Genomic DNA, 23,272 nt, shown 5'->3' with positions numbered 1-23,272 from the left:
TCCCGCCCTTTTTTGACGCTGGGGGACGACGCGTCCTTTCTGCTTGAACCTACGGCAAAGCCCCTGCACTGTGCCCGCAATACGCGAACAAGAGGCAGTCATGGCACCCCGTAAAATCATCATCGACACCGACCCCGGCCAAGACGACGCAGTCGCCATTCTTTTGGCCCTTGGCAGCCCTGATGACATCGACCTACTCGGAATAACCGCCGTTGCAGGCAATGTGCCCCTGCCCCTCACGCAAAAAAACGCGCGGATCGTCTGTGAACTCGCAGGTCGTCCCAACGTTAAGGTCTATGCAGGCTGCGATGCACCGATGAAACGCAAACTGGTCACTGCAGAACACGTGCACGGCAAAACGGGACTCGACGGTCCGCAATTGCCTGATCCGACTATGCCACTACAGGACCAGCACGCCGTTGATTTCATTATCGAAACCCTGCGCAATGAACCCGAGGGCACGGTCACACTCTGCCCTATCGGACCACTAACGAATATCGCGACCGCTTTTGAACGCGCCCCTGATATCATCCCGCGCGTGCAGGAAATCGTCCTCATGGGCGGTGCCTATTTTGAGGTCGGCAACATCACCCCCGCCGCAGAGTTCAACATCTACGTCGACCCCGAAGCCGCCCAGATCGTGTTTCAATCGGGCGTCCCCCTCGTCGTCATGCCTTTGGACGTGACGCATAAGGCGCTGACCACGAAATCCCGCATCGATGCCTTCCGCAATATGGGCACCCATGTTGGCACGATGGTTGCGGAATGGACCGACTTCTTTGAACGCTTCGATATGGAGAAATACGGCTCCGAAGGTGCGCCCCTCCACGACCCCTGCACCATCGCCTATCTGATTGATCCGCATCTGTTTTCTGGCCGTTACATCAACGTAGAGATTGAAACACAGTCCGAATTGACACTCGGCATGACCGTGGCTGATTGGTGGCGCGTGACAGGACGCAAACCCAATGCGTTGTTCATCGGTGATCTTCACGCCGAAGGCTTCTACCGTCTGTTGACAGATCGGATTTCACGCCTATGACCACCTCGATCACGCTCGCGGGTCCCGACGCGCTCGACCGTGTGCTTTCGCTCGTCGAACGCAACCATGCCGAAATCGGTATCCCATCCGATGACGAAGGCCGCCGCCGCGCCATCACCCCATTGCTGAACGGGTCGCCCCACGGTGCGATCTGGCTCATCGGACCGCAACGTGCGCCCTTAGGCTATGTGCTGGTCACGTTCGGTTGGTCGATTGCTCTAGGCGGGATGGAAGGTTGGGTCGATGAGACGTTTATTCGTCAGTCCGTGCGCCGCCGTGGCATCGGAACCGAGGTGCTCCATTCCGTCGCGGTGGCCTTGGGTCAAGGTGGCGTCAAAGCCCTGCATGCTCGTCTTCCTTCGCCAGATCCATCGCTGATCGCCTTTTGCGAACGGGTTGGTTTCCGCCAGCGCGACGGGCTGTTGGTGCTGACCGATACGCTCTGATCTGGTTATCGCAGCCCCGCGCCCCATATAGATATCATGCAACTTTTCGCCTTTGATAACAGCTACACACGGCTCCCCGCGCAGCTTTACACCCGCCAAACCGCGACACCCGTTCGTGCGCCTCAGTTCTTTGCCCTGAACGACGCGCTCGCCCGCGATCTTGGCGCCGACCCCAAAGCCCTCCGCGCCAACGTCGATGTCTTTGCGGGCAACACGGTGCCCGATGGTGCCGACCCGATCGCCCAAGCCTACGGCGGCCACCAATTCGGCCAATGGAACCCAGGGCTTGGTGACGGTCGCGCCCTCCTCTTGGGCGAGGTTATCTGCGACAAAGGTCGCTTTGACCTCCAACTCAAAGGATCAGGCCGCAGCCCCTATTCCCGCGCTGGCGATGGCCGCGCTGGCCTCGGCCCTGTGATCCGCGAATATCTTGTGTCAGAGGCAATGAACGCGCTTGGCGTGCCGACCACCCGCGCTCTGGCCGCTGTGACCACAGGCGAACAAATCCTCCGCGAAGGCCCCGTCCCCGGCGCGATCCTCACCCGCGTCGCCTCTAGCCATATCCGCGTTGGCACCTTCCAGCTCCAAGCCTTTCGCGGCGACGAACAGGCGTTACGCGCACTCTACGATCACACCCTTGCCCGCCATTTCCCCACCGCCGAAACCGTCGAGGATGTCGTCGCCCAAATGATGGAGCGTCAGGCGGACCTCATCGCCCGCTGGGCGGCGCTCGGCTTTATCCATGGGGTGATGAATACCGACAATATGACCGTATCTGGCGAAACCATCGACTACGGTCCTTGCACGTTTATGGACGCCTACCACCCCGCGACAGTGCTCTCGTCCATCGACCGCATGGGGCGCTATGCCTATGCCAACCAGCCGCATATCGCGATCTGGAACATCGCCCAATTCGCATCGAGCCTCGTCCCCATGGCCCCCGATCAAGACGCCACTGTCGAGCGTTTGAACGCTATGATGGGCAACTTCGCTGGCCTCTACCGCAGCGCATGGATTCGCCATTTCGCCCCGAAACTCGGCCTTACCGCATCGGATCAGGCAGAACCCCTCGCCCAACGGTTCCTCAAAATGATGGAGGATACGGGCGCGGACTTCACCCTCACTTTCGCCAACCTCGACGAGCCACTCGACCATAAGGACTATGCCGATTGGCGCACCGATTGGCGCGCAACAAAACCCGACCTCGCCCTCGCCGCGCAAACGAACCCGCAGGTCATCCCACGCCTCCACCGCATCGAAGAAGTCATTCGCGAAGCAACAGAGGGCAACCGCGCGCCCTTTGACGCGATGCTCGCTGCCGTCACCGCACCTTTCACTGAAAACCCCGATTTCGCTCGTGCCCCCGAACCGCATGAACGGGTCACGGCCACCTTCTGCGGCACCTAAGGCTCCTTTGTGCCCCAAATATCCCGGGGGTTTGGGGGCAGCGCCCCCAGCGCATCAAATCGAGACCGCCGCCAGCAACTGCTTCCGCGCCAAACTCGCTTTCCCCTCGTTCAGCACGACATCGCCACGGTTGAGCGCATAGAATTCGTCCGCGAGGTTAAAGGCGAAGTCGAAATACTGTTCGACCAGAACCACTGCAATCTCGCCCTCATCGCGCAACTGTGCAATCACGCGGCCGATCTGCTGAATGATATTGGGCTGAATGCCTTCGGTTGGCTCGTCCAAGAGCAACACGCGAGGTCGTGTGATCAGTGCACGCGCGATTGCCAACTGCTGTTGCTGCCCGCCAGAGAGGTCGCCGCCTCGTCGATGCAGGAACTCTTTGAGGATCGGGAAAAGCTGAAAAATCTTATCGGGCACGCCGCGTTCAGACCGATCAAGGCAGGCAAACCCGCTTTCCAGATTTTCCTGCACGGTCATCAGCGGGAAAACTTCGCGGCCCTGCGGGACATAGGCGATCCCTGCCCGTGCGGCACCAAATGCGGTCAGATGCGGCAGGTCTTTTCCGTCTAACCGAATAGTGCCTTTGTCATAGGGATGACGCCCAGCAATCGCCTTGAGGAGCGAGGTTTTTCCAACGCCATTGGTCCCCATGACCGCTGTCACCTGCCCCGGCTTTGCGGTCATGGTGATGCCGTTCAAAATCTGGCTCTGCCCGTATTTCAGTGTGAGATTTTCAATTTCGAGCATCTTAGCGTCCCAGATAAACTTCAATCACGTCAGGGTTTTGGGTCACGTGATCGAGCGAGCCTTCGGCCAAAACCGATCCTTCGTGCAGCACGGTGACCTTGCAGTTCAGGCGGCGCACGAACTCCATATCATGTTCGACAACCACAACGGCGCGGGTCTTCGCCGCCCGAACAAGGAGGTCGGTCGTTTGTTCCCGCTCCGCAGGCGTCATCCCTGCCGCGGGTTCATCGACCAAGAGCAAACGTGGATCTTGGGCCAAGAGCATCCCGATTTCCAACCATTGCTTTTGACCGTGTGACAGCTCTCCTGCAACACGGGTTAGCTGATCACTCAGCCCGATTTCTGCGGCGAGCGCTTCGATCCGCGCAGCCCCATTTGCCGTCTTGCGATAGAACAGCACATCAAACGGTCCGCGTTTGTTTTTCAGCGCCATCGCGAGGTTTTCGCGAACGGTCTGCGCTTCAAACACCGTCGGCTTTTGGAACTTACGACCGATGCCCGCGCGGGCGATCTGGCTTTCGCTCATGCCTAAGAGGCTGATGGATTTTTCGCCCCAGATGACCTTGCCCTCGTCGGGTTTGGTCTTGCCTGTGATGATGTCCATAAAGGTGGTTTTACCCGCCCCATTCGGCCCGATCACCGCCCGCAATTCAGGCTCTGCAATCGCGATGGAAAGGTTATTGATCGCGCGAAATCCGTCAAAGGTGACCGAAACGCCCGAAACTTCGAGGAGACGTTTGCTCATTCCGGCTTTCCTTCTTCTGCGCGCCATGCCCCCTCGGATGGGCCATAGTCAGAGTTGCGTTTGACCGCGACGAAATCGAACAGACCGCCGATACCTTGGGGGAAGAACAGCGTGACCACGACAAAGGACAGGCCCAGCAGGACGAGCCACCAGTCGGTCCAGACGATTTTGTAGAAACCGAGGTTGATCGCAGGTGCGCTGCCGCCAGTGAACCACGACGACAAGAGCGAGACGAGCGTTGCGCCGATCACAGCACCATAAAGCCGTCCGCGCCCACCAATCGCCACCCAAACCGCGAGGTAGATGGACGCAATCGGTGCGATTTCTGCGGGGTTAATGATGCCTGCTTGCGGGTAATAGAGGGCGCCAGCAATGCCCGCGACCATCGCCGTGATCGTAAAGACGAATAATTTATACGATTCAACGTGATACCCAAGAAACCTCACACGCGCTTCATCATCCCGAATGGCCCGAATGACGCTGCCCATTTTGCCTGATGTGACAAAGGCAAAGAGGAGATAACCGAGGCCAAGCGCGACCGCTGAAGCCCAAAAGAACCAGATCGACACGTCGTCTTGGGATGCGGAAACACCGGGAATGTTTTGCAGACCCGAGAGGCCGTTATTCCCGCGCAAACCGCTGTCGTTTTGGAACAGATAGAGCGACAGCGCGAGGGTCATCGCTTGGGTCAGGATGGAGAGATAGACGCCTGTAACGCGGCTGCGGAAGGCTAGCCAGCCAAAGACAAGTGCAAGCAATCCGGGAACGATCAGGATCGCCAAAAGCTGGAGCGGTAGCGAATGCGCAAAGCTCCAGATCAGAGGGAAATCGCTGCTGCCAACGACGCCGAAAATCTGAGTGCCGATGGCGTCAGAGACCTCTTGCGGCGTTGCAGGGAGCGGTTGGTTCGCCAGAGACCCCGCGACGATTTCTTCGGTGCGGGCATACATGAGCCACATGCCAATCGCGTATCCCCCGATACCAAAGAACGCAAAGTGACCGAGGCTGAGGATGCCGCAATAGCCCCAGACCACATCCATCGCGATGGCGATCAGACAGAGGCAGAGCGTTTTGCCCAGTGTTTTCACGAAGGATGTCGAGATCAGGCCATAGCCCGTTGCCTCTGCCATCACGGTCACCGCGAGGGTGAAAAGTGACAGGACCAAGAGGAACACAAGGACCGAACGATTTGTTGCAAGGAATGATTTTGTCATGGCTCAGTTCCCTGCCGCACGGCCCTTTAGGGCGACGATGCCTTTGGGACGGAATTGGATGAAAATGATGATAAAGAGGATCATGTAGGTCTGCGCGGCGAGCGTGTTCGACGGGTTGAGGAACTCGATCCCTTTTTGCAAGAAGCCAATCAGCGATGCCCCTGCAAGCGTGCCCCAGACGTTCCCGACGCCACCGACCACAACGGTCATGAAGGACTGAACGATGTAGTCGGCGCCCATTTCAGACGTGACTTTGGCGTAGAGGCCGATGGCAACGCCTGCGATCCCCGCAATCCCTGAGCCAAGCCCGAAGGTGAGCATATTGATGCGATCTGGGTTAATGCCCATCGAAGCTGCCATCCCTGGGTTCTGGGTCACTGCGCGGACCTCTAGCCCCAGACGGGTCTTTTTCAGGATAAACAAGATCAGGCAGAGGAACATCACGGCGAGCACAAAAATCGCGATGCGGATGTAGCTGATCGCCACCACGTCGTTGAACACCAGCGCACCGTCCAACCACGACGGCGAGGTCAGCGGGCGGGCCTGCGTGCCAAAGATGTTCTTTGCGATTTGTTGCAGCGCAATAGAAATACCAAATGTCGCGAGGAGCGTTTCCAGCGGGCGTTTGTAGAGGTGGCGAATGACTAACCGCTCCATCGCGACGCCGGCCGCAAACGTGACGATAAAGGCAACGGGAAGTGCGACGATAATCGACACGGTGTAATCAGGGATCACCTGCTGGATCACGTAGCCCGTATAGGCGCCCATCATGATGAACTCTCCATGGGCCATATTGATCACGCCCATCACACCGAACGTCACAGCAAGGCCAATCGCAGCTAGGAAATATATTGACGCCAAAGAGATCGCATCGAGCGCGAGGTCAGCAGTCTGCATGGCACCCACCTTTAGCTCGATCTGTTTGATTGCAGCAGCGGCGGCATCGGTGACGAACTGATCCGCCTCATCGTATTGGGTGTAGAACACATGAGCCGCAACGGCAGCTTCGCGATCAGCCATCGGGACGAAAGGCGCGGCAAGCCCCGTATCGACTAGCCCCTGATAGGCACGAACGCGCTCTGCAGGATCAGACATGGCCGCAACTGGCACACCGGCGATCTGGTCATCCACGATATTCGCGATCAGGGCGGATTTCAGGTCGTCTTCGGTCACTGTGGGCTGCGCCAGTCCAGCGGCGGCAAGCTCTGCATAGGCGGTATTCACATCGAAATCAGGGCCGACCTCGCGGATTGCGGCGATGTTTGCGCCTTCGGGCAACGCGGCCGCAACACCCGTGGTCGTAGTCAGCGTTTGGTTCATCACGGCGCGAACGTCGACGCTCACATCGGACGATAGCGCCTCAATCGCCGCAACACGATCCTCGCTCAACGGAGCAAAGCGAGCGGTAAGCATCATCAACAGACGTTCTTTGCGGGCCTGCAAACCAGTGTCAGGCTCATCGGCGATCGACGCGGCAAGAGGCGCAAGCTGTTCGGCAGAGCCATCGCGGCTGATCGCATCCAATGCAGCGGCACGACGATCATATTCAGGATCGAGCAGTTGATATTGAACCAAGGCAGAGCCGATCACACCACGCACACCTGCGTTCGGTTTGATCTGCGCCATGACAGATTTGGGCGCAGTGCCTACGGCTTCACCCGTTGAAAGGTCGATCAACGTGATCGGATCAGAGCCTTCGACATAGTAAAACAGGCCAGTCTCTTCGTTCTGCCAAACGTTCTTTTCCTGCCACGCCTGAAGAAACGCGGGCACTTCGGGCAGATCGCTGTCGATCAACGCGGTAATCGCTTGATCCACTGTGCGGCGAGACGGTTTGGCAATGTCATCGGAATAGGTTTGGAGGACAGACTGTAGGTCCTGAGCGGCAGCGGCAGCAGCCAAAAAGAAGATGGACAGAGCCATCACAACGGCGCGAAGCATCAGCGCGTTCCTTATGGGGTAGTCTGGGGAGGGAAGGTTCGGGGTGGAGGACGCGCCCCCACCCCAAATTTCAAAACCTTAGTAGTTCGAGGTCAACTGAACGCAGGTCTGAGTTTCGGTGTTATACATACCGCATTTCAGGTCGATCCAGTCGGATTCCAGAACAGCGGATTCCGGCAGGAAGTCGGTCCATGCGTCACCAGCCACTTCGGTGGTTTGGCTGATGATGTCGAACTGGCCGTCCGCCTGAATTTCACCGATCAGAACTGGTTTGGTCAGGTGGTGGTTCGGCAACATGACAGCAGTTCCGCCTGTCAGGTTGGTGAACTCTTGGCCCGGAAGCGCTTCGATGATGGTGTCAACGTCGGTGGTGCCTGCCGCGGTTACTGCGTTCACCCACATGTTAAAGCCGATGTAGTGCGCTTCCATCGGGTCGTTCGTCACGCGCGCATCGTCACCGATAAAGCCATGCCATGCGTCGATGAAGGCCGCGTTTTCTGCGGTATCAGCCGACATGAAGTAGTTCCAAGCTGCCAAGTGGCCAACGAGGTTGGTGGTATCGAGGCCCGAGAGTTCTTCTTCACCGACGGAGAAGGCAACAACTGGGATGTCTTCGGCAGAGACGCCTTGGGCTGCGAGTTCTTTATAGAAGCCGATGTTTGCATCGCCGTTGATGGTCGAAATCACGCCAACCGATTTACCGTCAGCGCCCAATGCGACAACGTCCGACACGATGGTTGCCCAGTCCGAGTGACCGAACGGGGTGTAGTTCACAAAGATGTCTTCAGCGGCGATGCCTTTGGACTGAAGATAGCTTTCGAGAATGTTGTTGGTGGTGCGTGGGTAGACATAGTCGGTGCCCAGAAGCGCGAATTTCTCAACACCAAGCTCTTCGAGGAAGTAGTCAACCGCAGGGATCGCCTGCTGGTTCGGAGCAGCGCCAGTGTAGAAAACGTTGCGCGAGGATTCTTCGCCTTCGTATTGAACGGGGTAGAACAGCAGGCCGTTCAATTCTTCAAGCACGGGGAGAACCGATTTACGCGAGACCGAGGTCCAGTTGCCGAAAATCACATCCACGTCGTGAACGGTCAGCAGTTCACGTGCCTTTTCCGCAAAGAGCGGCCAGTCGGACGCAGGGTCGACCACGACGGCTTCGATTTCACAGCCCAGCAGACCGCCCTTTGCGTTCTGCTCTGCGATCAGCATCAACATGGTGTCTTTGAGAGTGGTTTCAGAAATGGCCATCGTGCCAGAGAGGGAGTGCAGCACGCCAACCTTGATCGGGTCAGCACATTCGGCCAGAGCGGAGCCTGCACCTGCGATCAGAGCAGCGGAGGAAAGTGCGGGCAGCATGATTTTTTTAAACATTTAAAGTGTCCCCTGTTTGAGACCCATCCGCGGCCCGTGACCAGTGGTCAAATCGGGTCAAAACGCGTATATCAAGGCCTCAGCTTTGTTGCTGGTGTCGCGCGGGGTCGGTTTTCTGCCAGGATTGCGTCCCCGTGCGGCGATTTCGAGCGGCGTTATCCGTCGCCCGAGAAAGAGGAGATGCTGCAACGCGGCACATCACAATTCTCATCAAATCCAGAAAATCAAAATTCAACGCAGGTGGTCACTTTTTAATCACAAATGAGTGCCTTGGTTAATTTTTAATCAGAACAAACGTCAACAATCGATCCACTTCACAGGCGAATGGCCCGAAAAACATAGTTAGTCACGCCTTAACTGCCTCATCTCTGCCAAGATTGAGGTATACACTTACCTAACGTCACCCTTGTGGATTTGAGTAAAGCGAGGTCGCCATGCCAGCCGATCAACTGAAAAAAGCACCGACACAGAACAAGCCGCAGACAGAAACAAACAGACAAATACCTGTCGCCGCCGAGACACCCTACCTCATTCGCGACTTTGCGAGCCTTTAAGACGCGATCATAAATGAACAACCCTTGGGTGTTTTCCGTTTTGAGGCACATCATGTGGGGTGTTAGCCTTATGGATACTGCAGCTTATCCCAATGCAGCGTTTCAGCACCGATCCGGATGACATACCCCTGAACTTAGGGAAGACCGACAACCATAAAGAGACACCTAGGCCCAATGGCACTTAAAACCACCTTCGCGATTTCCAGCAATAAGACGCCAGATGACCTGCGCGACTCCCTGCTGTTTCGCGATCTGGATGGGTCTCAACTTCTCAGATTGCGCGCTAAAATTGCGAGCCACCCGTCTCGACATACCCTTATCTACGTCGCATTTACATCGATTTGGGTCATGGGGCTGGCTTTGGGGGCTGGGGCAACAGATCTATCGAAAATCGCAATTTATTTTGTGCCACACACGGCGCTTTTCGTGTTGGTGCTAGGAGTGCTCATCTATCCCATCCGTATGATATACTGGCCAATTCTTGCCTTCATCGGCATTTATCTGGCTCAAGCAATCATACCTACCTACATCCTGCCGCTTGACGAAACATCGGACAGTATCGCTCGCATGTTCTGGGCTGGTTTAGGGGTGAACTTATTTATCGGTGGCCTCGTCGGGTTCTTGTTGCGACTGGTGCTGAACTTCCTCAACAACCGCCTTGCCCCCTACACGGTCGACCTTACGATTTCAGTTCTGACTGGTGTGGTGTTCTCCATCGTTTCGGTTACGACAATCTCAACGCTCACCAGCGTCTTTGCGTCGTCTTTCCCTGAGGCAGTGGCAGCACTTTCACTCGATAACGAGTTCCTGCTCCAAGCAGCGATCCGTTGTGGCTATGGCGGCATTGTCGTGTCCACCTTCTTTATTGGGATGATCCAATTCCCACGGCCATCGGATGTCCTCTGGGCAACGCCATTTGTCTTGAGCTTTGGTGTGCTCGCCACATTGGGACAGTATGGGGTCCAACTTCATGTCGCCCTAGACGCTATCGCGCTCTGTGCGATTTTTGCTGTTGTTCTACCGATCCGATTGGTTGTGCCGACCCTGACCACGGGGATGCTGATCTACGCATCTATGACTGGCGCGATTGTGACGCCTCCGACGATCACCTCGCAATCCGACCTTGTCATAGAAGTTTACGCGGTCATCGCCCTCGGCATCATCATTTTCGTACTCGGCCTACGCAGCCATGGGCTGCACCTGCAAGATCAACAAGTCAGCTCGCTACGACGTCTAAATACTGTTCGGAACTATGCGGGCGTTGGTGTCTTTGCCGTTGATCTAACATCGCGCATGGTTTCGGTCGATCCCGTAACGCAGCGCATGCTAGGCGTTCCGCAAAGTTTCGATATTGCATCGATGATGCGGAAATTTGGCGACCATGAACAAACCGAACTGCGGCGCATGATGTTCCAACGTCCGGGCGAGACGACGACCCTCCTCGCCCGCCTACGCGAGGCCCCAGGCAGCAATCACCGTCGCGTTATTCGCCTGTTCCTTTGGTACGAACGCAGCTTTGACAACCTACCCGTCGTCTATGGCCTCGTGGTAGATGTGACAGGCGAACACCTGCAGGAACGCGCGCTCAAGGAAACCTTGGCCGAATTGTCGATCCGTCAAGATCAGCAAAAGCAGATGTTCTCGATCATCAGCCACGAATTGCGGACACCTGCGTCGGTGATTTCGATGCTTATCGACGACCTTAACGACGACGAAGCGGACCAAGAGCACCTCGCCAGACGCCTGCGCGAGGCAACGGACCAACTTCTCGGCGTTTTGACCGACATGCGTCAGGCCGTGAACCCAGAAAAGAACCTGCCCATCAACCCGGTCCCGTTCGTCCCAGCCGACCTTGCCGAATCGATCCGCAATACGTTCGAAATGCAGGCTCAGGCGAGCGGCATCACGATCAGACTTCGGTTTGGCGAAGGCGCGAACGAGATGGTCTTGGCCGATAGCGTTCGGATCAAACAAATCCTCGGCAACCTTATTCGCAACGCGATCATTCACTCGCGCTGCTCTGCAATTACTGTGACCTATCGGTCGTCGATTGGCGATAATCTGAACGACCGCACAGGGGTTTGGTCGATCACGGACAACGGCATTGGGATCGCTGCTGAAGAAGTCGAACGCCTCTTCCAACCGTTCCAGCGTGGCGGCGAAGATGCCCGCAACCGCGCGGACGGCTCGGGCCTTGGCCTCTACATCGTGCGGACAACTGCGCAGCTCTTGGGTGGCAGCGTGACCTACTTCCCCGCCCCCGAAGGCGGCGCGGGCTATCACGTTCGGATCGCTGAACCACTCGCCTCGGCAGAGGATCTACGTCAGGTCGCCCATATGGACGACGACACGGTCGACTTTGGCTCGATGTATGTTCTTTTGGCAGAAGACAACGCTCTGGTCGCCGAGGTTACCAGCGCGCGCCTTCGCAAATTCATGGGCCGTGTAGAGGTGGTTGGCTCTGGCCGCGAGGCGCTCGACCTCATCGCCCAAGATCCGCCTGATGTAGTCGTCACAGACCTCTTTATGCCCGAAATGTCGGGCGATGAACTGACACGCACCCTGCGCGCCAATGGCTTTACCAAACCGATCATCGGCCTCACCGCTGCTGTCGTTGGCGATGACATGCGTCAGTTCGAAAAGGCAGGCGCGTCGACCGTCATGACCAAACCGCTCGACGATACAGCACTGATGCGGTTCCTCCGCAAACAAAGCGCGGAACAGGATGACGAGTCACCTCGGGCAGAGTAACCTGCAGGTATGACATCCCTTCGTACAATTTCGGGCATTGGCCCGGCGACTGAAACGGACATGATCCGCGCAGGCATACCTGATGCCGAAACCCTAAGGGCGCTCGGTGCACATGATGCCTATGCACGGATGATCGCCAAAGGCACCCGCCCCCACTTCATTGGCTACTATGCTCTTCACATGGCCCTCCAAGGTCGCCCATGGAACGACTGCAAAGGCGCTGAAAAAGACGCCTTGCGGACCCGCTTTGACGCACTCCTCGCCTCTGATACCCCAGACGGCCCATCAAACAACCTCGCCCGCTTTTTGTCAGATATGGGCCTCGCCTGATCCTGCCTTTGTGCCGCAAATATCCCGGGGGTTTGGGGGCAGCGCCCCCATAAACGAACAAAGCCCGCACAACCGTGCGGGCCTTGCCGTAAATCAAATCTGAACAGTGACGATTAGCCGACCAGTTCGAGACCTGAGAAGAAGAATGCGATTTCTTCTGCAGCAGCTTCAGGCGAATCCGAACCGTGAACCGAGTTCTCACCGACCGATTTCGCGAACTCTGCGCGAACGGTGCCAGCCGCAGCGTCAGCTGGGTTGGTTGCGCCCATGACTTCACGGTTTTTCAGGATAGCGCCTTCGCCTTCGAGAACCTGAACAACAACCGGTGCGGATGCCATGAATTCGCACAGTTCGCCGTAGAACGGACGCTCTGCGTGTACAGCGTAGAATTTGCCAGCCTGAGCAGGTGTAAGGTGGATGCGCTTGGATGCGACAACGCGCAGTCCAGCGTCTTCGAATTTAGCAACGATTTTGCCGGTCAGGTTACGCTCGGTTGCGTCCGGTTTGATGATCGAAAGGGTGCGTTCTACAGCCATGATAGCCTCACTTGCGTCGGCCCCATCAGGGGCGGGTTAAGATTTGGCGCTGCCCTAACATGTGTTAGCGCACAAGAAAAGCCGTGATTGACCGCGCCTCTTAGGTCAGGCAATGACGCATCTATGCTACGTTTAGATGACATCAGTTATTCGATCGAAGGGCGGGTCCTCATAGACCACGCCACCGCCGTCATTCCCACAGGCCATAAAGTTGGCGTTGTGGGCCGCAATGGGACGGGGAAAACCACTCTTTTCAAACTGATACGGGGCGAATTGCACCTTGACACAGGCACCATCGAACTGCCCAAAGGCTGGAAGATCGGCGGCGTGAGCCAAGAGGTTCCCGGAAATGAGGTCTCTTTGATCGATACGGTGCTTGCCGCCGATATCGAACGATCAGCACTTTTGTTGGAATCAGAGACTGCAACTGATCCGTCCCGTATTGCCGACATTCAGACCCGCCTCACTGATATCGACGCATGGAGCGCGGACGCCCGCGCCTCGTCCATCCTCAAGGGTCTGGGCTTTACCGACGACGAACAGAAAATGCCCTGCTCTGCCTTCTCGGGCGGGTGGCGTATGCGCGTGGCACTAGCGGCAGTTCTTTTTTCGGAACCAGATCTGCTCTTGCTCGATGAACCGACCAACTACCTGGACCTCGAAGGTGCGCTCTGGCTCGAGAACTATTTGACCCGCTATCCGCATACGGTTCTGATCGTCAGCCACGACCGCGAGCTTTTGAACCGCTCGGTCACGGGTATTCTGCACCTCGATAGCCAGAACCTGACCTATTACACAGGCACCTACGACAGCTTTGCCCGCCAACGCGCTGAACAGCGCGCTGTGCTGATGCAAGCCGCCAAGAAGCAAGACGCCAAGCGTGCCCACCTTCAATCCTTTGTCGACCGCTTTAAGGCGAAGGCAAGCAAGGCAAAGCAGGCGCAATCCCGCGTTAAAATGCTCGAAAAGATGGAGAGCATTCGTGTGCCTGAGGATGCCGCCCGCACGGTCTTTACCTTCCCAACGCCGGAACCTCTCTCACCTCCGATCATCCGTGTTGAGAACGGCGCTGTGGGCTATGACGGCACCGCGATTTTGACCCGCCTGAACCTACGCATCGATCAGGACGATCGCATTGCGCTTTTGGGCCGCAACGGCGAAGGCAAATCGACCCTGTCGAAATTGCTCTCGGATCGTTTGCCCTTGATGGAAGGCGACAAACACTCGTCCTCCAAACTCCGCATCGGTTTCTTTGCCCAACATCAGGTTGATGAGTTGCGCGTCGAAGAAACGCCGCTCCAGCATATCGCGCGGGCGATGCCTGACGTTCAGCAACCGAAACTGCGTGCCCGTCTCGCGGGGTTTGGCCTCATGGCAGCCCAAGCCGAAACCGAGGTTGGCCGTCTCTCTGGTGGACAGAAGGCACGCCTTTCGCTCCTTCTGGCGACCCTCGACGCGCCGCATCTCTTGATCCTTGATGAGCCGACCAACCACCTCGACATCGAAAGCCGCGAGGCTCTGGTCGAAGCGCTCACCGCCTACACAGGCGCGGTGATCCTCGTCAGCCACGACATGCACCTCTTGAGCCTCGTGGCGGACCGCCTCTGGCTGGTCAAAGACGGGCGAGTGACTCCTTATGAGGACGACCTCGACGCCTATCGCAAACTGCTTTTGTCCAGCGACAAGCCAAAGGCCGAAAAGCCCATTGTCGAAAAGCCCAAGGCAGAAAAAGCTGACCGCAACACTATCCTCGCGCTCAAGGCTGAAGTGCGTAAATGCGAAGAGCGCGTGAACAAGATCAACGAAATTCGGGATCGCGTTGCCTCAGAACTCGCGGATCGGTCGATTTACGAAGACGTAAACGCGGTGAAACTCGCGGGCCTCAACCGCAAATACGCTGAAGCCAATGCTGCCATCGACCGCGCAGAGGCCATGTGGATGGACGCGCTAGAGGCCTTAGACAAGGCCGAAAATCCGACCTGACCCCCTGCCTTTGTGCTTAAAATATCCCGGGGGTGCAGGGGGCAGCGCCCCCTGCCCTTGAAGCTTTGCCCTTTGTCCATTTGATCAAACCCGTTAGAACAGCTCTATGACTGATTATATCGCCGCCTTCACCACGCTTTTCGTGATTATTGACCCTATCGGTTTGACGCCGCTTTTCGTGGCGCTCACCCACGGGGCATCTGCGCAATTGCGCCGCAAAATTGCTCTCAGGGCCTGTATTACGGCAGCGGTGATCCTGTTTTGCTTTGGTATCTTCGGTGAGGCGCTCTTGGGCTTTGTCGGGATCTCCATGCCTGCCTTCCGCATCGCGGGCGGGGTTCTGTTGTTCCTGACCGCGCTCGAGATGTTGTTCCAGAAACGTCAGACCCGCCGTCAGGGCCACACCGATGATGCGGCAGAGGATCATATCGATGACCCCTCCGTTTTTCCGATTGCCATCCCCCTGATCGCGGGCCCCGGGGCCATCGCGACAATGATCCTTTTGACGGATCAAGCAGAGGGCATCGGCGGATTTGCGGCAGTGATGGGCGTGATGCTTTCGGTCCTGCTGATCGTTTTCATCTTATTCCTTGTTTCCAACATGTTAGAGCGGATTCTGGGGCGCGTCGGAGTGAACGTCGTGACTCGCATCCTCGGGATGCTGTTGGCCGCATTGGCCATTCAGTTCATTCTTGATGGATTGCGCTCTTTCGGATTGGCGCCCTAAGACCTATCTATTGGTCTATGGACACAAACGACCAGCTTCGCCTCTTGTATCTCGGCATCCTCGTCACCGTCATTTTTGGCGGTGTGATGATCCGTTCGCGTCATAGGCTCGGCAAAGTTGCTCAGCAGCTTGGAATTTGGACGTTGATTTTTGGCGGCGTGATCCTCGCCGTATCCAGCTACCAAGGCGCAGGCTTTATGCCGTTTCGCACGCAATCGACGCTGTCCGATGGACGCATCGAATTAGCAATCCAACCAGACGGTCATTACTACATGACCGCGATGGTGAATGGTGTCCCGATTGAATTTGTCGTCGATACGGGTGCTACTCATGTGGTCCTGAACCAAGCGGACGCAAAACGCATTGGCATCGACCTCAATGACGTGACCTACATCGGCTCGGCCAACACGGCCAACGGCGTCGTTCGCACAGCTCCAATCCGGATTGAGACACTAACCATCGGCGATATCACTGACCGCAATATCCGTGCGGTCGTGAATGGCGGCCCGATGGAGGGATCGCTGTTGGGCATGAGCTACCTCAACCGTTTCAGCAAAATCGAAATTAGCCGCGGCCGACTGATCCTCACCCGTTAGGTCTCGTAATCGGGGTGCTGATTGTTGGTCTTTTTCGCGTTATCTGCGTTGATATAATCCTCATCGCATGTGTGCTCCGTGAGGCTTGGTAATTGGCTGAGCAACGGTGACTTCGATTCAGCGCCCCACGCGAACTTCAGTTTCACCTCTTCGGACTTGTCAAAAACCGAAATCGCCATCCAAAACGACTGCCGATTATCGCGTTTATAGGTCAAGGTGGTCCCGCACTCTGAACAAAAGCCCCGCGACACACCTTCAGAGCTTTTGAAAATCGATGGGACACGACGGGTCCACGTCACAGCATTGACAGGGACACCGATCCAAGCCCCGAGCAGGCTCCCCGTCGCTTTCTGACACATCCGGCAATAGCACACGTGTGCGTTATTCATAACTGATGTCACGCGGAACCGGACTGCACCGCACTGACACCCACCAGCGTGAAGATTGGACATTTTTGCCTCCGCTAGCATTTGTCTTTTCTAGTCGGGCTGACTTTCGGCTTTCTTTGTCCAACGGCCATCTTCTTGGGCCCAATATTGGGCCGAGATGTTTTGCGAGGTTAGGCCTTTCCAAGCCTCTCGCGCCAGTTGAACCAGACCATCATCGAATCCCGAAAATATAATCATGCTCCGTTCAACCTTAGTAACATCTTCGGCGGAGATTGTCGCCCCGTCGACGCAAACTATACAATTCGGTTCATTTAGTGCTGGACGACCATCGCTTGTTAGCAAGATCGGTTGATGGGCGTCATGCGGACCACCCGCCAAACCATGTGCTAAGAAGGCCGTATCGCCACAGTCCCAGAGGGCTGCATCCAATGCCGCCATACGATCCGCGTTGGTGCCGCGCACTTCGACCCTCCAGCCCTGATCACGCGCCTTGCCCAACAACAGGGGCAAGGCTTTCTCGAGTGAGCTTTCGGTGAGATGGTAGAAATAAGCGGCACCCACGGACTTAGGCCTCGTAGTTGTCAGCGATAAGACGGTTCAGCGCCATTACACCCCAGCCAGTCGCACCCTTCGGGGCGAGAGCCGTGTCCGCTTTGGTCTGTGCAGTGCCCGCAATATCGATGTGGCACCACGGCATGTCGTCTTGGATAAAACGTCGCAGGAATTGCGCTGCTGTGATCGACCCACCGTCGCGACCACCGACATTTTTCATATCCGCCTTAGCCGATTTCAACATTGCGTCATAGGCAGGGCCCATCGGCATCCGCCATGCGCCCTCGCCCTCGTTCGCTGCGGCCTTCAGCAGTTTATTCGACAGCTCGTCACTGTTCGAGAACACACCCGCATTTTCATGGCCCAGCGCGATGATGATCGCACCCGTTAGCGTGGCGAGGTTGATAACGCCCGTCGGTTTGAACCGCTCCTGCGCATACCAGAGCACATCGGCCAGAACCAAACGGCCCTCGGCGTCGGTGTTGATCACCTCAATCGTGTCACCCTTCATCGAGGTCACGATATCGCCCGGACGCACAGCATTACCCGACGGCATGTTCTCAACCAGACCCACGAGGCCGACCACATTGGCCTTAGCCTTACGCAGGGCGAGCGTTTTCATGACGCCAGCCACAACACCCGCGCCACCCATGTCCATGGTCATATCTTCCATGCCAGCGGCTGGTTTGATGCTGATACCGCCCGTATCGAACACAACACCTTTGCCAACAAAGGCAAAGGGTGCCTCTTCGCCGCCGCCATTCCACTGCATCACGACGACCTTGGACGGGCTGTCCGATCCTTGCCCAACGCAGAGGAGAGACCCCATGCCTAGCTTTTCCAGATCAGCCTCTTCGAGAACTTCAACGGTCACGCCCAGCGCACTCAGATCGCTAAGTTTTTCGGCAAATGTAGTGGTGGTCAGGATGTTTGCAGGCGCATTCACTAGATCGCGAGTAAAAAAGGTGCCTTCGGCAACAGCCGCTAGAGGTGCGTAGGCAGTAGAAGTTTCGTCAGCGTCTTTGACCATGACGGTAACAGCGCCGTAGGTGGTTTTGTCACCCGTCTTGTGATCCTCAAACACATAGGCGCGCATCGCGATGCCAAAGGCGAGTTCTTCGGGCTTGTTCACCGCTGCAGCCAGAACGGTCAGATCGCCCTTACCCATCGCCTTGGCAATGCTTGCACCCGCCTTGCGGTGTTCTTCTGCCGAAGCACGGCGCGGCAGTTTCACGACCAAGAGAGCCTCAGCCGCGAGGCCCACAGGCCATGTGACCTCAGCCAGATCGCCGGTGCCCAGTTTTGCAAACCGATCAGAGGCAACCAAGCGCTCTACCGCTTTGCGGGATAGGGTGTTCACCTTACGCGCACCGATGTCCATTTTACCGTCTTCGGTCACGAAAATCGCAATCCGACCTTCTGTCGTCGCGAGCGCATCAGTGGTCAAAGGCGCAAAGGTAATCTGGATCGGGCTAGTCATTTGGTGAACTCCTGAAAGCTGTCTTTCGGCAATAGGTAGCTTGCCTTGTGGTGAATGACCAGAATACGGTTCAATCCCCCCAACAAATCGGTTAGCGTCTTGGCGATAAGGAATAACTGGCATCCGGGGGGACGCATTGGCTCGATTCGACAGATACCTACTGTCGCAATTGCTGACTCTCTTCGGCTTTTTCTCGCTCGTATTGGTCTTTATCTATTGGATCAGAGCGGCGGTCGAATTGTTCGACGAACTGATATCTGACGGACAAACAGCAAAAGTGGTTTTGGAACTCACCATGCTCACCCTTCCGGGCGTGGTGCAGATCGTCTTGCCATTGGCCGCAGTGGTGGCGAGCATCTACGTGATGAACCGCATGACCTCTGACAGTGAATTGGTGGTTATGCAGGGCACAGGATTTTCGCCCGTGCGCCTGATCCGTCCTGCGGTGATCTTTGGCGTGATCGTGACGGTCCTGACGATGGTCGCCTCGCATTTTCTGGTGCCAACCGCGGCGCTCATCACCAATCAACGCCAAGCGGAGATCAGCCAGAACCTCGCCGCGCGGATGCTGGTCGAAGGGCGGTTTCAATCGCCCACCTCTGGTTTGACGATCTACATCCGCGATATCAGCCGCAGCGGAGAGTTGTTGGACCTGTTCCTCTCAGATACCCGTGATGATGCAGAGACGATGACCTACACCGCGTCACGCGCGTACCTCGTGAAAACCGACAATGGCCCGCAGCTGGTGATGATCGATGGTATGGCGCAGGCGCTTAATACCAACACCCAGCGCCTGAGCCTTACACGGTTCGAAGATTTCACCTACGACCTCGGCGATCTGGTCGACTTCACACCTCGATTAACAAGGTCAAGCGGTGAAGTAACCTCTCTCGAGCTACTGATGGCAACGCCTGAGTTGCAGACTGAGACAGGCAAGACCGCTGGCGAATTGATCATGGAAGCCAACCGCCGCAATGCGCGTGCGCTCTTGGGCCTCGTCGGGGCTGCGATTGGGGCGGCATCCTTGCTCGTCGGTGGGTTCAGTCGCTTTGGGGTTTGGAAACAGGTGATGCTGGCCATTGCCCTGATCATCGTTGTCAAATTCGCGGAATCGACCGCTGAGAACATGATGCGCACGATGCCCGAAGCATGGATGGTGCCCTATCTGCCGATCCTAGTGGGCATAGTGATCACTATGGTTTTGCTGACCATCGCGACCTACCCCGCGCGGTTCCGCTTTCCCAAAGGAAGGATCGCAGCATGATCCTTCACCGATATTTCGCTCAGCGCTTTATTTTTGTCCTCGGGGGCGTGATCGGTGTGTTCGGCCTATTGATGGCGTTCGTTGAGTTGGTCGAGCGTCTAAGAACCCTGCGCAATGTCGATGTATCCTTTGGGCAGGTTGTGCAATTGGCGCTCCTGAACCTGCCTGACTCGCTCTATCGGATAATCCCTCTTTTGGTGATCATCGCGACGATCTGGCTGTTTCTTGGTCTTGCGCGATCATCTGAACTTGTCGTCACACGTGCGGCAGGCCGTTCGGCACTTAGGGCACTCGTTGCGCCCTGTCTCGTCGCCTTCACATTCGGCCTCGTGACCATTGGGATTTTCAACCCCATCGTCGCAAGCACATCCCGAGAATTCGATGCACGGCTGAGCACCCTCACGGGCGAAGGCAGTAGTTTTACCGTCTCCTCGGATGGCTTGTGGCTCCGCCAAGGGTCAACGAACGGGCAAACGGTGATCCGCGCAGACGCGACTAACCTTGACGGTACGGAACTGTCTGGGGTCACGTTCATCACCTTCACCCTTGACGGTGGTCCAGTGCGTCGGATCGAGGCTACGTCAGCCCGTCTGACACCGGGCCAATGGGACATCACAAACGCAAAAGTCTGGCCTCTGGCTGACGCCGAAAACCCCGAAGCCGTCGCGGAATACCACGAGACGTTCCAAATCCCATCGTCGCTGACCGTTGATCAAATCCGCGACAGTTTCGGCAGTCCGACCTCTGTTCCGATCTGGGAACTCCCCGCCTTTATCGAAAAACTTCGGACAGCAGGATTTAGTGCACGTCGTCATGCGGTTTGGCTCCAGTCTGAACTGGCGATGCCTCTCTTCTTGGTCGCGATGGTTTTAATCGGCGCGGCCTTTACCATGCGTCCGCAACGCGGCGGCAAAACGGGACAGATGGTTCTTTGGGCTATTCTGATCAGTTTCGGGCTTTATTTCGTTCGGAATTTTGCGTCTATTTTGGGCGAAAACGGGCAAATCCCGATTGCCTTGGCTGCTTGGGCTCCGCCCTTTGTCGCCGTGGGTTTTGCCTTTGGTCTACTACTGCATCTGGAGGACGGGTAATGCGTCGTCTCGCCCCGCTTATCCTCGCCGCCCTTCCCTTTGCAGGAGCAGTTGCCGCCCAAGACGCGGCAACCCTTATGGCGGACAGCGTATCGATCACCGCCGACAATCGACTGATTGCATCGGGCAATGTTGAGGCATTCTTTGACGGCACAACGCTCTCTGCGGCTCGTATCACCTATGATGAGGCAACTGATCGTCTGATCATTAACGGCCCCATTTTCATCAAGGCCGCCGATGGCACAATCCTCACAGCCGAAAGCGCGGACCTAGACCCCAAGTTGCAAAACGGTCTTTTGCTCAGCGCCCGTATGGTCCTGAACGAACAGTTGCAACTGGCTGCGAACCGTATCGATCGGGTTGACGGTCGCCTCATCCAATTGACCAAGGTTGCCGCGACATCGTGTAATGTCTGCGACGGGCGCCCACCATTGTGGGACATTCGCGCGTCTCGGATTGTCCATGATCAAGATGCCAAGGAACTATACCTCGACAATGCGGTGTTGCGTGTTCGAGGCGTGCCTGTGTTTTGGCTGCCTACGATGCGGCTCCCTGATCCTACGCTTGATCGTGCGACCGGGTTTCTGGCACCGAGCTACCAGTCGAACAACCTGTTAGGCCTTGGTGTCCGCACACCATATTTCATCAAGATCGGTGATCACCGCGACCTAACCCTGACCCCTTTCTTGAGCGCGGAAACCCGCACCCTCGAAGCGCGGTATCGTCAGGCCTATTTAAACGGTGATATCGAAATTAACGCCGCCGTGAGCCGCGATACCATCGATGATGGAGCGACACGGGGTTACGTCAGATACGCGGGCGACTTTGCTTTGCCGCGCGATTACACGCTGAGCTTCAATGGCATCGTCACAAGTCACGACGAATACCTCGCCCAATATGGCTATTCCTCTGCGGATTATCTGAAAAACGCACTAACGGTCGCGCGGATCGAACCGCAGTCCTTTGTGATGGGCGAAGTGGCTATCTATCACACGGTCAAAGACGGTGAGACTGACGCCGATATTATTCCCGTTGTCGTCAGCGTAAGCACTGAAAAGCAGCTCAACTACGCCTCGGGCGTCCTGACCACAGGCATCGATGCGGACCTTCAACTGCGATACGGTCACGACAACACAGGCGCAGATCGCGATGTATTTCGGATCGGCGCATATGCGGACTGGAACCGAAACTGGGTGCGCCCCTCTGGCATCGTGATCGAAAGTGATGTGGGTATTGCGGTAGATGTCTACGGGTTCAACAACGATCCTACAAATGACACGGCGTTCCGATTGGTCCCCTCGGCTTCGGTCACCCTGCGTTACCCAATGGCCCGCACCGAGCGCGATGGTTCTGTGAACTTGCTAGAGCCATTATTGATGCTGGGGTGGTCCGATATCATTGGCGATACCGTCCCGAACGAAGACAGCGGCACCGCCGATTTCGACGAAGCGAACCTGTTTAGCCTATCGCGTTTCCCTGGTGACGACCGCGTAGAAACAGGCGCGCAAGCTGCCTATGGCATATCATGGCTTCACATTGCGCCGCAGGGATGGAACGCACGGCTTTTGATGGGACAGGTTGTGCGTGACGAACCCGCCGATTTCTCGGCATCGTCGGGGCTGTCTGGCTTGGGATCCGACTTCCTTCTCGGGGGGCAATTGTCCCTCGCAAATGGGCTTCACGTTCATGGCCGCACGCTGATCGACGCAGACTGGGGTGCTGGCAAATCCGAGTTGGGCGTTGGATGGGCAAATAATCGGATCGACCTCACGGCTGAATACCTGTGGCTCCCCGCCGACCTTGGCGAAAGCCGCACTGAGGTGACGTCTGAGTGGGCCTTGGATGCGGGCTACATCGTCAATGACAACTGGAATATCGGGTTCAACGGGCGCTACGACATCGATGCAGATAGCCCTGTTGACGCGGAAATTCTCTTGGGATGGCAGAACGAATGCGTGAAAGTCGAGTTTTCGGCCTCGCGCAGCTATACTGTTTCCTCTACTCTTGAACCAACAACAGACTACGGATTGACCGTGGGGATCGCAGGCTTTGGCACCTCGACATCGGGTGTCGCTCCCCGTCGGGTCTGCACGAATTGAATGAGGC

General features: G+C 56.7%; 20 protein-coding genes. 11 read left to right on the top strand and 9 right to left on the bottom strand.

Annotation, left to right across the window (positions count from 1 at the left end):
* Nucleotides 1–100 precede the first annotated feature (100 nt).
* From QWY83_RS05105 to QWY83_RS05095, 3 genes are read left to right on the top strand one after another with little or no spacing between them, the layout of a single operon-like run.
* Complete coding sequence (locus QWY83_RS05105) at nucleotides 101–1,042, top strand: nucleoside hydrolase (protein WP_249946315.1); 942 nt, start codon at nucleotides 101–103, stop codon at nucleotides 1,040–1,042.
* Nucleotides 1,039–1,488, top strand: coding sequence for a GNAT family N-acetyltransferase (locus QWY83_RS05100; protein WP_249946316.1), 450 nt, complete (start codon nucleotides 1,039–1,041; stop codon nucleotides 1,486–1,488). Before QWY83_RS05105 ends, QWY83_RS05100 begins: the two co-directional genes overlap by 4 nt.
* Nucleotides 1,489–1,524: 36 nt before the next feature.
* Nucleotides 1,525–2,895 (top strand): protein adenylyltransferase SelO, encoded by a 1,371-nt coding sequence (locus QWY83_RS05095; protein ID WP_249946317.1) that lies wholly within the window; start codon nucleotides 1,525–1,527, stop codon nucleotides 2,893–2,895.
* Between the two features lie 54 nt (nucleotides 2,896–2,949).
* Here QWY83_RS05095 and urtE read toward each other — a convergent pair whose 3' ends face one another.
* The 5 genes from urtE to urtA form a co-directional block, all read right to left on the bottom strand.
* The gene (urtE, locus tag QWY83_RS05090) at nucleotides 2,950–3,645 is read right to left on the bottom strand and encodes an urea ABC transporter ATP-binding subunit UrtE (protein ID WP_249946318.1); all 696 of its coding nucleotides are present in this window, start codon (nucleotides 3,643–3,645) and stop codon (nucleotides 2,950–2,952) included.
* 1 nt (nucleotide 3,646) lies between these two features.
* Nucleotides 3,647–4,390, bottom strand: coding sequence for an urea ABC transporter ATP-binding protein UrtD (urtD, locus tag QWY83_RS05085; RefSeq protein ID WP_249946319.1), 744 nt, complete (start codon nucleotides 4,388–4,390; stop codon nucleotides 3,647–3,649).
* Complete coding sequence (gene urtC, locus QWY83_RS05080; RefSeq protein WP_249946320.1) at nucleotides 4,387–5,604, bottom strand: urea ABC transporter permease subunit UrtC; 1,218 nt, start codon at nucleotides 5,602–5,604, stop codon at nucleotides 4,387–4,389. Before urtC ends, urtD begins: the two co-directional genes overlap by 4 nt.
* Nucleotides 5,605–5,607: 3 nt before the next feature.
* Nucleotides 5,608–7,545 (bottom strand): urea ABC transporter permease subunit UrtB, encoded by a 1,938-nt coding sequence (gene urtB, locus QWY83_RS05075; RefSeq protein ID WP_249946321.1) that lies wholly within the window; start codon nucleotides 7,543–7,545, stop codon nucleotides 5,608–5,610.
* A 78-nt stretch (nucleotides 7,546–7,623) separates the two neighbouring features.
* Nucleotides 7,624–8,913, bottom strand: coding sequence for an urea ABC transporter substrate-binding protein (gene urtA / locus QWY83_RS05070; RefSeq protein WP_435404498.1), 1,290 nt, complete (start codon nucleotides 8,911–8,913; stop codon nucleotides 7,624–7,626).
* A 728-nt stretch (nucleotides 8,914–9,641) separates the two neighbouring features.
* Between urtA and QWY83_RS05065 the strand changes: the two genes are divergently transcribed.
* Nucleotides 9,642–12,218, top strand: coding sequence for a hybrid sensor histidine kinase/response regulator (locus tag QWY83_RS05065; RefSeq protein WP_249946322.1), 2,577 nt, complete (start codon nucleotides 9,642–9,644; stop codon nucleotides 12,216–12,218).
* A gap of 9 nt (nucleotides 12,219–12,227) precedes the next feature.
* Nucleotides 12,228–12,548 (top strand): TfoX/Sxy family protein, encoded by a 321-nt coding sequence (locus tag QWY83_RS05060; RefSeq protein ID WP_249946323.1) that lies wholly within the window; start codon nucleotides 12,228–12,230, stop codon nucleotides 12,546–12,548.
* Nucleotides 12,549–12,661: 113 nt separating this feature from the next.
* Here QWY83_RS05060 and ndk read toward each other — a convergent pair whose 3' ends face one another.
* Nucleotides 12,662–13,084, bottom strand: a complete 423-nt coding sequence (ndk, locus tag QWY83_RS05055; RefSeq protein ID WP_067548927.1) for a nucleoside-diphosphate kinase — start codon at nucleotides 13,082–13,084, stop codon at nucleotides 12,662–12,664.
* Nucleotides 13,085–13,207: 123 nt separating this feature from the next.
* On the opposite strand from ndk, the gene QWY83_RS05050 reads away from it, so the two are divergent.
* From QWY83_RS05050 to QWY83_RS05040, 3 genes are all read left to right on the top strand, one after another.
* Nucleotides 13,208–15,067, top strand: a complete 1,860-nt coding sequence (locus QWY83_RS05050; protein WP_249946324.1) for an ABC-F family ATP-binding cassette domain-containing protein — start codon at nucleotides 13,208–13,210, stop codon at nucleotides 15,065–15,067.
* 106 nt (nucleotides 15,068–15,173) lie between these two features.
* Complete coding sequence (locus QWY83_RS05045; protein ID WP_067548935.1) at nucleotides 15,174–15,794, top strand: MarC family protein; 621 nt, start codon at nucleotides 15,174–15,176, stop codon at nucleotides 15,792–15,794.
* Nucleotides 15,795–15,811: 17 nt separating this feature from the next.
* Complete coding sequence (locus tag QWY83_RS05040; RefSeq protein WP_249946325.1) at nucleotides 15,812–16,390, top strand: retropepsin-like aspartic protease family protein; 579 nt, start codon at nucleotides 15,812–15,814, stop codon at nucleotides 16,388–16,390.
* Here QWY83_RS05040 and QWY83_RS05035 read toward each other — a convergent pair.
* Genes QWY83_RS05035 through QWY83_RS05025 form a run of 3 tightly spaced genes read right to left on the bottom strand, consistent with a single transcriptional unit; the run spans nucleotide 16,387 to nucleotide 18,811 of the window.
* Nucleotides 16,387–16,842, bottom strand: coding sequence for a GFA family protein (locus QWY83_RS05035; RefSeq protein ID WP_249946326.1), 456 nt, complete (start codon nucleotides 16,840–16,842; stop codon nucleotides 16,387–16,389). The genes QWY83_RS05040 and QWY83_RS05035 overlap by 4 nt on opposite strands.
* A 27-nt stretch (nucleotides 16,843–16,869) precedes the next feature.
* A complete protein-coding gene (locus QWY83_RS05030; protein WP_249946327.1) occupies nucleotides 16,870–17,340 on the bottom strand; it encodes a DNA polymerase III subunit chi in 471 nt (156 codons plus the stop codon).
* Between the two features lie 4 nt (nucleotides 17,341–17,344).
* Nucleotides 17,345–18,811: a leucyl aminopeptidase gene (locus QWY83_RS05025; RefSeq protein ID WP_249946328.1), complete on the bottom strand. Its 1,467-nt coding sequence runs from the start codon at nucleotides 18,809–18,811 to the stop codon at nucleotides 17,345–17,347.
* A gap of 136 nt (nucleotides 18,812–18,947) precedes the next feature.
* On the opposite strand from QWY83_RS05025, the gene lptF reads away from it, so the two are divergent.
* Genes lptF through QWY83_RS05010 form a run of 3 tightly spaced genes read left to right on the top strand, consistent with a single transcriptional unit; the run spans nucleotide 18,948 to nucleotide 23,265 of the window.
* A complete protein-coding gene (lptF, locus tag QWY83_RS05020) occupies nucleotides 18,948–20,075 on the top strand; it encodes an LPS export ABC transporter permease LptF (RefSeq protein WP_249946329.1) in 1,128 nt (375 codons plus the stop codon).
* Entirely contained in the window at nucleotides 20,072–21,166 is a 1,095-nt protein-coding gene (gene lptG, locus QWY83_RS05015; RefSeq protein ID WP_249946330.1) for an LPS export ABC transporter permease LptG, read from the top strand. Before lptF ends, lptG begins: the two co-directional genes overlap by 4 nt.
* Nucleotides 21,166–23,265: an LPS-assembly protein LptD gene (locus QWY83_RS05010; RefSeq protein ID WP_249946331.1), complete on the top strand. Its 2,100-nt coding sequence runs from the start codon at nucleotides 21,166–21,168 to the stop codon at nucleotides 23,263–23,265. The genes lptG and QWY83_RS05010 overlap by 1 nt, the downstream gene beginning before the upstream one ends.
* Nucleotides 23,266–23,272: the final 7 nt, after the last annotated feature.

Source organism: Marivivens donghaensis (assembly GCF_030410045.1).
In the GTDB taxonomy this organism is placed as follows: Bacteria; Pseudomonadota; Alphaproteobacteria; order Rhodobacterales; family Rhodobacteraceae; genus Marivivens; species Marivivens donghaensis.
The sequence above is the reverse complement of the archived record's forward strand: the minus strand, read 5'-3'. Positions and strand labels throughout refer to the sequence as shown.